Consider the following 10,928-nt stretch of genomic DNA (forward strand, 5'->3'; position numbering starts at 1 on the left):
CTAGAAAAAATAATTATGTAATTTTACTAAAATTAAGGTTAATACAATGAAATATATACACAATATATCTGGAAAAATTGAGCATCTCGACTATGAAATAAACATTGATTTAAATGGTAAAAACTTAATTCTTGTTGGAGCTAATGGAGTCGGAAAAACATCAATATTAAATTCAATTTATAAAGCTATTACTATAGAGCTAGAAAAAAACAACTCTCAAATAGAGAATTTGAAATCCTCCTTAGCTTATTATAAATGCAATATAAAAAATTATCCTGAAGGATCAAATGAATATATAGACGTATTAAGTTCAATACAACGTTGTGAAAGAAGACTAAAAGAGTTTAATTTACCATTAACGCTTTCAATTCCTAATATAAGCGATTTTATTAGAGATTTTAATACAAAAAAAGCAATCAATTCTAATTTTTCCGCATACAGAACAAGTAGAATTCAAGCGACATCTTCATCAACATCTTTAGAGGAGGAGAAGAAAACTTCTCTTAATCTAGAATATGTGGGTTCTACATTAGAACAACATCTTTTGAATATAAGAGTCACTAAATCATTACTTATGACAGAGGCTAAAGATCATGTAAAAGCTAATAAATTCTCACAATGGTTTGATAATTTTGAGTGCCAGTTAAAATATCTTTTTGAAGATAATGACACAAAATTAGAGTTTGATGTTTCATCAATGAAATTCTATATTATTCAAAGAAATAAGAAATTTACATTTCAAAATCTCTCATCTGGCTATCAAGCCATTTTTGACATTTATGCGGATCTGTTAATGAGAACCGAACTGTTTGATATAACTCCAGATGAATTAACTGGTGTTGTACTAATTGATGAAATAGATGCCCATTTACATATATCTTTACAGAAGATAATTTTACCTTTTTTCATTAACTCCTTTCCAAAGGTTCAATTTATTGTAAGCACACATTCTCCATTTGTAATTAGCTCTAGTTCTAATACAGTAATTTATGATTTAACAACACAAGAACTTATTACAAACAATATAACATATTATTCAAATGATGCTATTGTGAAAGGATTGTTTCATGTAAATACAACTCATAGCATAGAACTCCAGAATATAATCGATGAACTGAAAGAAGTTATAGATTCAGATATTAATGACTCGAATAAATTAAGAGAACATATAAAAAAGCTAGAACCATTTAAAGAAAGCTTAACTAATTCAGCGAAAGTAATCCTATTATTAGCAGAAAACAAGGTTCTAGATATAGAGGAGAATAGATAAATGTTTTTTGTTAAAAGGGATCCACAAGTACCTAATAGTTTATCAAACACTAGAAAAGATTATCGTACTGACGAGGTTGTTAAAAAGTTAAATAAAATGTTTTTTGGTAAATGTTATTTATGTGAAAAAGATAACATCTCAGATATTGAAGTTGAACATCTCATACCACATCAGAACAATGAAAATTTAAAATATGATTGGAATAATCTATTTTATTCTTGTTCTAGATGTAACAGTATAAAAGGCATAAAAGAGAAAATTTTGGATTGTACAAATATTGATGCAGGTAAAGCAATAGAATTACGTTGCCCTTCATCTGATTCGGATCCAGTAATCGTTAGTTTAGGTTTGCTTAATGAAAACGAAGAAATATTAGCGACAAAAAAATTATTAGAAGAATGTTACAACAGTCGCTCTACTGGAATTAGAGGTATAAGCAGACAAGCTCTCATTGATGAAATAATTAAACATTATGCATGTTGGTTAGACCTTAAACTCAAATTACGGAACAATCTTCTCTCAACTAGAGAAGAAAAAGAAATTCTAGAAAAACTAGAGAAAATGTGCCAATCAAATTATCCTTTTTCGGCTTTTTGGAAGTGGCATATTTATCGCGATAATGTTTTAAAGGATAAAATTTCCATTTTTAATGAAGAATAAAATAATTTACCACTATGGCACACATTTCCCTATGTGTGCCTAATTTCACTAAAAAACACTCCAAAAACTCACCACACTTTTTATTCTCCAACGCTAACATTGAAAAAAACCTATCCTAAAAACAAATAGCAAAACAATTCTGGATTAAGTAAACTAACTCAAAAATCCTACCGCTTGTAAGGAACCCTATGAAAAAAATCATCTCTTTGCTTTGCTTAGTATTAGCAGCTTGTTCTAGTAACAAGACTTCATCTTCTCCTGAAGAAATCACATACATTTCAGAATCTTCAGGACTGCAACATATCAGTGATGATATCGTGTATATTCGAGATATTATCAAAACCCCAGATAACAAAATTTATTTACTTGGTGATACCGAAGATTACGAGTTTTCAGGGGCTGAAATAGAATATCTTCGACCTTTGTTACAACCCGAATACATCACACCAATGTTAAAAAAAGAAGACAAAAATTACGACCTTAGTATCATTATTTATGCTGATCGCAGCCATAATAATGTCCAGTTAAAATATCGTTTAAATATGCCGGTTAAGCATATAAAAACATTACGCCAAAGTCTTCAGGGGCTAAAACCACGCTGGACTAACTATTACAACGATGGAAGATGCAATACGAATGATTTCTTCTATCCAGCACCTGCTGACTGCAAAGGAAAAGAACGCCCAACTCAACTCGTATTCGAAATAGATGCCCAAGAAGATAGACTCAATGGGAAAATCGTAAAACTGAGTAACCGAGATGATATTATGAAAAATCCATCTCTTCCTATTGCAATAAGATCGTATGTATATAATTATCGTTTAAAAACAGATAAAGAAAAACGTTCAGAAAAATGGGAGAATACAAAAGAAGCTGCTAAAGACGGGGTTAAAGATACGCTAATGATTATTACCGCACCAATATGGTTGCCTCTCTATATCTATGGTTTCAGTGGCAGAATCGGTTAATTAAAATAACTTTATTTCAATAGCACCAACCCATTTGTTGGTGCTGTCTTTTTTTCTTATCTTCATAAAATTTTCTGGTATTAACTCGCCTATACAGAGAAAATAGCCAAAGAATACCTAATTCAGTAAACTTATTTAAAAATTTAACCGCTTGTAGGAATCTTTATGAAAAAAATAGCGCTTTGGCCTTGCTTATTTTTGCTAGTATTTTTTAACACGAATGGACCAGATTCTTACGAAAGTAAACCAACTGACTTTTTCACACAGCGTTTTGAGATGGATTATTTGGATTCTGAAGAAATCTCTATTCGTGAAATTATTCAAACTCCAGACAATAAAATTTATTTCCTTAGCGATAAGGAAGATTATGAATTTTCAGATGTTGAAGCGCATTATTTACAGCCATTACTTCAACCTGAATATATGAAATCTATTTTAGAAAATGATGAAAAATCTCATCTCTCCATGCATTTTATTGCTGACAGGAAAAATGATAAGGTTCAGATAGAATATAGTTTGACTATTCCTGTTGAATCTCTCAACACACTCCGCCAAAGCGTGGATGGGTTAGAAGAACGTTGGCATGTTACTTATGGCGAAGGCTGCTTTGCAGACCTTTTTGATAAAGAGCCTGCCGATTGTAAAAAAGAGAAAGGTGGGAATGAAATCAACTTTTATATGACAACCAAAGCTGTCAATGGAAAGATTACGAAACTGAATAACCGTGACGAAATACTTAAAAATCCCTCTTTTTCAGTGCCGATTAAAACGACTATCAAAAACTATTATCAAAAGTCAGATATTACTGTTTTTTTCGAGAAAAGTTATCTGAAACTAGAACCACTAATATACGCAATTGTTATAACTGGTATGTTTATTACGGCACCAATATGGCTACCTGTATCATTTATTTTATTTCTTATTACGTCAGTTAAATAATTCATCCCCATCTTTCTATTAAATGGCATTAACAAACCTGTTAGTGCCATTTCCTTTTTACATCTTCAAATAAAACGCTTGTGTCAGTTGAATAAATTCATCTGTATAGCGATTATTTTCATCATAAACCGTTAAGTCACGTTCAAATCTCGTTTGTGAATGCTTCGTGAATGTGATTATCCAGCGTTTTGGTGCTTGCCCTCTTTTAGTAATAATTTTGCAAATCTCTTGGCAAAAAAGACCGCTTGTTTGGCTTTGTTCGAGTAATTTTTCAGCGGCATCATTTGGCAAAATAAATATTATTTTTCCCTCTTCATTCAGCCATTTTTGCGCTTGCATTAACCAAGCAAAATGCGTTTGAACTGCACTTCTGGCAAGATCTCGCGCATTATCTGGACTACGTAAGGAATCCATAAAATAGGGCGGATTTGCAACAATGAGATCAAATTTTTGAGTGTAATCTGCTTCTAGCACATCATATTGACGTAACGCAATACGATCAGCCCATGGGGATCTTTGAATATTTTCTTTTGCTTGTTGATAAGCATTCGGTTCGATCTCTAACGCATGAATTTGGCAATTTGAATCTGTTCGTTGCGCTAACATTAACGCCACTAAGCCGGTTCCTGTGCCAAGATCTAAGGCTACATTAACGCCTTCTACATCGGCTATTGCGCCTAATAAAATGCCATCTGTATTTACTTTCATGGCACATTTATCGTGTGCGATGAAAAATTGTTTAAATTGAAAGCCGCTTGGTTTACTCATTTTCGTGATACTTATACAAATTTCGATGAAGATAAGCTATAATCGCATTGTTTTTTTACCTCTACAACAGAAGGAAACTAAAATGGGCTTAGAAAACGTACCAGCTGGTAAAGAATTACCAGACGATATTTATGTTGTGATCGAAATTCCAGCAAATTCAGATCCAATCAAATACGAAGTTGATAAAGAAAGCGGTGCATTATTTGTTGACCGTTTTATGGCAACTGCAATGTTCTATCCAGCAAACTACGGTTATGTGAACAACACACTTTCTTCAGATGGCGACCCAGTGGACGTATTAGTTCCAACTCCATACCCATTACAACCGGGTTCAGTTATTCGTTGCCGTCCAGTTGGCGTATTAAAAATGACCGACGAAGCAGGTGGCGATGCGAAAGTTGTTGCAGTTCCGCACACTAAATTAAGCAAAGAATACGATCACATCCAAGATGTAGGCGACTTACCTGCTTTATTAAAAGCACAAATCCAACACTTCTTCGAAAGCTACAAAGCTTTAGAAGCTGGCAAATGGGTGAAAGTTGAAGGTTGGGGCGATGTCAACGAAGCTCGTAAAGAAATCTTAGACTCATTTGAGCGTGCAAAAAAATAATCTTTTAATGCAAAATGCCAGAGGTCACTTTGGCATTTTTTCTATATAGCCATTTTTAACCTTACGGAAAATATTATGACTTTAATTAAAAAATTATGTTTATCTGCTTTTTTAGCAGCAGCCCTCGCTGCTTGTGTTAGTACTCAAGAAATGAACGCTAAAGCTTATGCTGGCTATGCACAAATGAAACAACAAAATGCGCGTGCAATTGATACTTCATCTTCAACAGCGAGACGTGTTCACACGGTATTCAATCGCATGAAACCTTATGCAGAAAAAGCCAATACTACTGGCGTACCATTCCAGTGGGAAATTACGGTTTTCCGCACCAACGAGCTAAATGCTTGGGCAATGGCAGGCGGAAAAATGGGCTTCTACACAGGCTTAGTTGATCGTTTAAAAATGACAGATGACGAAATTGCCACCGTAATGGGCCATGAAATGGCGCACGCATTAAAAGAACACAGCAAATCAGCGCATAACTTTGAAATGACAACGGGTATCTTTGGTGCAATCGCAGATGCGGCAGCTTCTGCTGCATTAGGCGCAGACACAGGTGGTTTATTAAGCACAGGGACAGATCTGATCGCAAACAAACCATTCTCCCGATCACAAGAAACCGAAGCAGATGAAGTCGGCTTAATGTTAATGGCTGAATCTGGCTATAACCCTTCAGCAGCACCAAACGTGTGGGTGAAAATGAGTAAAGAATCTGGCGGCAGCGGCGGCATTTTCTCTACTCACCCTTCAAACGAAGATCGTCAGGAAAATCTAGAACGTCTGATTCCTGAAGCAATGAAACTTTATAAAGCGAGCAAACGCTAATCGGTTCAAACTTGAGCTCCGATGAGCCAAAAGTAGCAAAACTGATACACTATCACTATTTTCAAGCGGTTGAATTTCGCAAATTTTTTGCAAAATCCTACCGCTTCCATTTTTACAAGAGGAACAACAATGTCTAATTTCGCAATGGTATTCCCAGGTCAAGGCTCTCAAGCAGTTGGGATGTTAGCTGACCTTGCCCCTCAATATCCGATCGTAGAAGCCACCTTCAAACAAGCAAGCGATGTGCTTGGTTATGATTTATGGGATTTAGTGCAAAACGGTAGCGCAGAAGACTTAGGACAAACTCAACGCACACAACCTGCGTTATTAACCGCTTCTGTGGCGATTTTCCGTGTATGGCAAGAAAAATTCCCCGAACTGAAACCATCAGTCATGGCAGGCCACAGTTTAGGCGAATACTCTGCCTTAGTATGCGCTGGCGTGTTAGATTTCCAAGATGCCGTAAAATTAGTGGAATTACGTGGTAATGCAATGCAACAAGCGGTGCCTGCTGGCACTGGCGCAATGTTTGCGATTATCGGTTTAGAAAACAATGCAATTATCAATGCTTGTGAACAAACCGCAAAAGAAACGGGCGAAATTGTTTCTGCCGTGAATTTTAACTCACCAGGTCAAGTTGTTATTGCAGGAACTAAAACCGCAGCAACTCGCGCAGGCGAGCTTTGTAAAGAAGCTGGGGCAAAACGTGCGTTACCATTAGCCGTTAGCGTGCCTTCTCACTGTGCATTGATGAAACCTGCTGCGGAAAAATTAGCTGAAGCATTGCAAAATATTCAATTAAATGCACCGCTTGTACCGGTTATCAACAATGTAGATGTTAGTGTAGAAACAGACTCAGATAAAATCCGTGATGCCTTAGTTCGTCAGCTTTATAGCCCTGTACGTTGGACAGAAACGGTTGAAAAAATGGCACAAGATGGCGCAACCACATTATATGAAATCGGCCCAGGCAAAGTATTAACCGGTTTAACCAGCCGTATCGTCAAAGAGCTTTCAGCAAAAGCAGTCAATGATGTTGCATCATTGGAAGCGGTGTTAGCGTAATTTTTTAATTCAATAGTGTGTAATAAACTTCGCAAAAACGGGATTTATTACGCACTAAAAAAACAAAAGGAACAAAAAATGCAAGGTAAAATCGCATTAGTGACTGGCGCAACCCGTGGTATCGGTAAAGCCATCGCAGAAGAATTAGTTGCAAAAGGTGCAACCGTTATCGGTACAGCAACCTCTGAAAAAGGTGCTGAAGCTATTTCAGCTTATTTAGGCGATAAAGGTAAAGGATTTGTGTTAAACGTGACCGAACCTGAATCTATTGAAGCGCTTCTAGCTCAAGTGAAAGCTGAATTTGGTGATATTGATATTTTAGTGAACAATGCTGGCATTACACGCGATGGCTTGTTAATGCGTATGAAAGATCAAGATTGGTTCGATATTATTCAAACTAACCTCACTTCAGTTTACCGTTTATCAAAAGCAGTATTACGCCCGATGATGAAAAAAGGCGGACGTATTATCACCATCGGTTCTGTGGTAGGTTCTATGGGTAACCCTGGTCAAACAAACTACTGCGCAGCGAAAGCGGGCTTAATTGGTTTCTCAAAATCATTAGCAAAAGAAGTCGCTTCACGCGGGATTACAGTTAACGTAGTCGCACCAGGCTTTATCGCAACAGATATGACCGATGAGTTAACCGAAGATCAAAAACAAGCGATTCTTAGCCAAATTCCAGCAGGGGAATTAGGTTCAGCGCAAGACATCGCAAAAGCCGTTGCATTCTTAGCTTCAGATGATGCACGTTATATCAATGGTGAGACCTTACACGTTAATGGTGGGTTATATATGAACTAATCGCCTACAAGCGGTTTAATTTCTGCCGAATTTTGCTATTATGCCAGCTCAGGTAAAAGCAAGATTCGGCATTTTACTTTTATTATTTTTCTTTTTTTAATCTTTGTGTGTGTTTTATGACTAAAAATAATTTTGTTGTTGGCTTTATGCTATTTGCCATCTTTTTTGGCGCAGGTAACCTAATTTTCCCGCCTAAACTTGGGCTAGAAAGTGGAGGACATTTCTTACCGGCTATCCTCGGTTTTATTACAACCGGTGTTGGCTTGCCGCTATTAGGCATTATTGTGAGTGCCTGCTATGAAGGTGGTTATAAATCGGCATTAAACCGAATTCACCCTTGGTTCTCACTGATTTTCTTAGCGGCAATTTACCTTTCAATCGGGCCATTTTTTGCTGGCCCTCGTACAGGGGCAACGGCTTATGAAATGGCGGTTTTACCGTTTCTTAAAGAACCAAGCAGCATCTCACTATTCATTTTCACACTTATCTATTTTTCCTTAACCCTCTGGTTGAGTCTCAACCCTTCCAAAATGGTTGACCGTATCGGCGCAATTTTAACGCCTGTGTTAATTATTAGTATTATTGGTCTAGTTATCCGTGCTTTTTTCTTACTGAATACAGAAACCATTCACCCTGCAGTAAGCGAAAACTCTTGGTTATTTAAAGGTGTTATCGACGGATATTTCACCATGGATGCACTAGCATCACTTGCCTTCTCTGTTATCGTATTAAATGCGATTAAAGCGAAAGGTGTCAGCCCTTCTGCATTGATTAAACAAACCGTAGTGGCAGGCGTTATTGCCGCGAGTGCTTTAGGCGTGATTTATTTCTCATTAGGTTGGATTGGTAACCATATTGAAATTAGCCAAGAAACCCTTGCGACGTTAGAAGCCAATAAACAAGATCTTGGTACTTATATTCTAAACACTATTACCATTCAGGCATTCGGTGAATATGGTCGAATGCTACTAGGCATTATTGTATCGCTAGCTTGTTTAACCACCGCCGTTGGTTTATGCGCATCAGTCAGTGAATACTTTAATGAAGTGTTCCCAAAAATCAGCTATCGTACCTATGTGATTATTTTCTGCTTATTAAGTATGTTAATTGCCAACTTAGGGTTAAAAGAAGTCATTACGCGCTCAATTCCTGTGTTACTGATTCTTTATCCAATTGCAATGACAGTAATCTTAATGCTAGGAATCAACGCATTACACCACATTCCGCTATTAGGACAACGCCTTGCAGTGGGGCTAGTGACCATCATCTCAATTTTATCGGTAATTGGTACTGGCTTTACTGATCAACTACCATTTAAATCTTATTCCATGGAATGGATGCCGTTTGCAATAATTGGTTTAGTAACAGGTTATATCATTCATCATTTAATCAAAAAACGTTAATCCAACAAGCGGTCAACTTTGCAAAAAACTTTGTAAATTTGACTGCTTTTTTATTTTATAAGGAATCTTCATGCCTGAATTACCCGAAGTAGAAACTAGCCTACGCGGTGTCGAACCTTACTTAGTTGGGCAAACTATTAAAGCTATTGTTTTGCGCGTGCCTAAACTCCGCTGGGCCATTCCTCATGTCTTAACAGAAATGTCTGGCGCTATTATTCAACGCCTTTCTAGACGTGCGAAATATCTGATTCTTCATACGAATCAGGGAGATATATTGATACATTTAGGGATGTCGGGTTCATTAAGCATTCTTCACTTAGAAGATGAAATCGCCCCTAATAAACATGACCACGTTGATTTAATTACCGAATCAGGTGTGGTATTGCGTTATAACGACCCACGCAAATTTGGCTGTTGGCTTTGGGCTGAAGATGCATCAGAACATGAACTCATTCAGAAACTCGGGCCTGAGCCGCTTTCTGAGGCATTTAATACCGATTATCTCTTTAAGAAGAGTCGAGGGAAAAGTGTCGCTGTCAAAAACTTTATTATGAATAATGATATCGTGGTTGGTGTAGGTAATATCTATGCATGTGAATCGCTATTTATGGCAGGAATTCATCCAGAGCTGATTACACAAAACCTGACACGAAAACAATGCGAACGGTTAGTCACCGTAATTAAATCGGTGTTAGAGAAAGCTATTCAACAAGGTGGAACGACTCTAAAAGATTTTATTCAACCTAACGGCAAACCTGGTTACTTTGCACAAGTTCTCCAAGTTTATGGGCGAAAAGGAGAATCTTGCCATGTTTGTGGAGAGTTAATTCAAGCAAAAGTTATTGGGCAAAGAAATAGCTATTTCTGTCCAAATTGTCAAAAACTCCCGCTTTCCTCAATAAAATAAAAATTCCTTTCAAACAAAAAAGGCGAACTATTTAAATTAGTTCGCCTTTTATTCTCATCTCATGTTTATTGGGTATTAAGCACTACGTTTAGCATCTAAAGATAATTTACCTGGGCCAATCACCATGAAAATTAAAAATGCCATGCAATACATAATGGCTAATTCGCCTTTGTTTGCTAACGGATTAAAAATCGTTTCTGCGCTCATATGCATAAAGAAATAAGCATAAGCCATTTGACCTGCTAATAAGAATGAAATTGGACGAGTAAATAAGCCTAATGCTAATAATAATCCACCTGCAATTTCTAAAATACCACCAACAATCATCATTGGATCAGTAACTGCACCATTTCCACCGGTCATTGACATTGGATATTCAAAGAATTTTGCAGTACCGTGAAGTAAAAACATATAACCAATAACGATACGAGCAAGTAAAAGTACAACAGGGGTAAGTTTTTCAAAAGTTGAATTCATAAGTTCCTCTAAAATAAAAATAGAATATTTGTTTCTCAAATACGAGGCTTATTTTACCCTATATTATTTTTCAATAAAGTAGATAATTGGAAACATATTATTTCCTATAAATGAATAATCCTAATGCTAGGGTAATGAAAAAGTAGACTATTAAAAAACGAATAACAAAAGTAATGTGAAGAAGTGGAGGGAGAGTTTATATCATCATGGTAAATACGATTTAAAATCTTTC

12 protein-coding genes are annotated in these 10,928 nt (G+C 36.4%); 10 read left to right on the forward strand and 2 right to left on the reverse strand.

What is annotated here, in order from left to right; all coding sequences use genetic code 11:
- Positions 1–46 precede the first annotated feature (46 nt).
- The 4 genes from HSP_RS0101855 (at position 47) to HSP_RS0101870 (ending at position 3,837) form a co-directional block, all read left to right on the forward strand.
- On the forward strand, positions 47–1,270 hold the full coding sequence (locus HSP_RS0101855) for an AAA family ATPase (protein ID WP_007526703.1): 1,224 nt from the start codon (positions 47–49) through the stop codon (positions 1,268–1,270).
- On the forward strand, positions 1,271–1,930 hold the full coding sequence (locus tag HSP_RS0101860) for an HNH endonuclease (RefSeq protein WP_007526789.1): 660 nt from the start codon (positions 1,271–1,273) through the stop codon (positions 1,928–1,930). It begins immediately after the preceding gene.
- Positions 1,931–2,118: 188 nt separating this feature from the next.
- Positions 2,119–2,898: a hypothetical protein gene (locus tag HSP_RS0101865; protein ID WP_007526693.1), complete on the forward strand. Its 780-nt coding sequence runs from the start codon at positions 2,119–2,121 to the stop codon at positions 2,896–2,898.
- A 165-nt stretch (positions 2,899–3,063) separates the two neighbouring features.
- Positions 3,064–3,837 (forward strand): hypothetical protein, encoded by a 774-nt coding sequence (locus HSP_RS0101870; RefSeq protein WP_007526640.1) that lies wholly within the window; start codon positions 3,064–3,066, stop codon positions 3,835–3,837.
- Between the two features lie 57 nt (positions 3,838–3,894).
- Here the strand turns inward: HSP_RS0101870 and HSP_RS0101875 are convergent, their stop codons facing one another.
- On the reverse strand, positions 3,895–4,605 hold the full coding sequence (locus tag HSP_RS0101875; RefSeq protein WP_007526880.1) for a tRNA1(Val) (adenine(37)-N6)-methyltransferase: 711 nt from the start codon (positions 4,603–4,605) through the stop codon (positions 3,895–3,897).
- A gap of 82 nt (positions 4,606–4,687) precedes the next feature.
- On the opposite strand from HSP_RS0101875, the gene ppa reads away from it, so the two are divergent.
- From ppa to mutM, 6 genes are all read left to right on the forward strand, one after another.
- On the forward strand, positions 4,688–5,215 hold the full coding sequence (gene ppa, locus HSP_RS0101880; RefSeq protein ID WP_007526912.1) for an inorganic diphosphatase: 528 nt from the start codon (positions 4,688–4,690) through the stop codon (positions 5,213–5,215).
- A gap of 75 nt (positions 5,216–5,290) precedes the next feature.
- The gene (locus HSP_RS0101885; RefSeq protein ID WP_007526795.1) at positions 5,291–6,040 is read left to right on the forward strand and encodes a M48 family metallopeptidase; all 750 of its coding nucleotides are present in this window, start codon (positions 5,291–5,293) and stop codon (positions 6,038–6,040) included.
- A 129-nt stretch (positions 6,041–6,169) separates the two neighbouring features.
- Positions 6,170–7,105: an ACP S-malonyltransferase gene (gene fabD / locus HSP_RS0101890; protein ID WP_007526661.1), complete on the forward strand. Its 936-nt coding sequence runs from the start codon at positions 6,170–6,172 to the stop codon at positions 7,103–7,105.
- Between the two features lie 78 nt (positions 7,106–7,183).
- Positions 7,184–7,909 (forward strand): 3-oxoacyl-ACP reductase FabG, encoded by a 726-nt coding sequence (fabG, locus tag HSP_RS0101895; RefSeq protein WP_007526937.1) that lies wholly within the window; start codon positions 7,184–7,186, stop codon positions 7,907–7,909.
- A gap of 116 nt (positions 7,910–8,025) precedes the next feature.
- Positions 8,026–9,312 carry a branched-chain amino acid transport system II carrier protein gene (gene brnQ, locus HSP_RS0101900; RefSeq protein ID WP_007526876.1) on the forward strand — a complete coding sequence of 429 codons (1,287 nt, stop codon included), beginning with the start codon at positions 8,026–8,028 and terminating at the stop codon, positions 9,310–9,312.
- 70 nt (positions 9,313–9,382) lie between these two features.
- On the forward strand, positions 9,383–10,219 hold the full coding sequence (mutM, locus tag HSP_RS0101905) for a bifunctional DNA-formamidopyrimidine glycosylase/DNA-(apurinic or apyrimidinic site) lyase (RefSeq protein WP_007526916.1): 837 nt from the start codon (positions 9,383–9,385) through the stop codon (positions 10,217–10,219).
- A 75-nt stretch (positions 10,220–10,294) separates the two neighbouring features.
- Here the strand turns inward: mutM and HSP_RS0101910 are convergent, their stop codons facing one another.
- Positions 10,295–10,696, reverse strand: coding sequence for a DoxX family protein (locus tag HSP_RS0101910; RefSeq protein WP_007526756.1), 402 nt, complete (start codon positions 10,694–10,696; stop codon positions 10,295–10,297).
- Between the last annotated feature and the right edge of the window lie 232 nt (positions 10,697–10,928).

The sequence above is a fragment of the Haemophilus sputorum CCUG 13788 genome (assembly GCF_000238795.1).
GTDB classification, from domain to species: Bacteria; Pseudomonadota; Gammaproteobacteria; order Enterobacterales; family Pasteurellaceae; genus Haemophilus_A; species Haemophilus_A sputorum.

Bases quoted from the DNA above. Each gene is read 5' to 3' on its own strand.
- HSP_RS0101875 (WP_007526880.1), bottom strand. From the start codon at position 4,605: ATGAGTAAACCAAGCGGCTTTCAATTTAAACAATTTTTCATCGCACAC.
- HSP_RS0101855 (WP_007526703.1), top strand. From the start codon at position 47: ATGAAATATATACACAATATATCTGGAAAAATTGAGCATCTCGACTAT.
- HSP_RS0101865 (WP_007526693.1), top strand. From the start codon at position 2,119: ATGAAAAAAATCATCTCTTTGCTTTGCTTAGTATTAGCAGCTTGTTCT.
- ppa (WP_007526912.1), top strand. From the start codon at position 4,688: ATGGGCTTAGAAAACGTACCAGCTGGTAAAGAATTACCAGACGATATT.
- mutM (WP_007526916.1), top strand. From the start codon at position 9,383: ATGCCTGAATTACCCGAAGTAGAAACTAGCCTACGCGGTGTCGAACCT.
- HSP_RS0101885 (WP_007526795.1), top strand. From the start codon at position 5,291: ATGACTTTAATTAAAAAATTATGTTTATCTGCTTTTTTAGCAGCAGCC.
- HSP_RS0101870 (WP_007526640.1), top strand. From the start codon at position 3,064: ATGAAAAAAATAGCGCTTTGGCCTTGCTTATTTTTGCTAGTATTTTTT.
- fabD (WP_007526661.1), top strand. From the start codon at position 6,170: ATGTCTAATTTCGCAATGGTATTCCCAGGTCAAGGCTCTCAAGCAGTT.
- HSP_RS0101860 (WP_007526789.1), top strand. From the start codon at position 1,271: ATGTTTTTTGTTAAAAGGGATCCACAAGTACCTAATAGTTTATCAAAC.
- fabG (WP_007526937.1), top strand. From the start codon at position 7,184: ATGCAAGGTAAAATCGCATTAGTGACTGGCGCAACCCGTGGTATCGGT.
- HSP_RS0101910 (WP_007526756.1), bottom strand. From the start codon at position 10,696: ATGAATTCAACTTTTGAAAAACTTACCCCTGTTGTACTTTTACTTGCT.
- brnQ (WP_007526876.1), top strand. From the start codon at position 8,026: ATGACTAAAAATAATTTTGTTGTTGGCTTTATGCTATTTGCCATCTTT.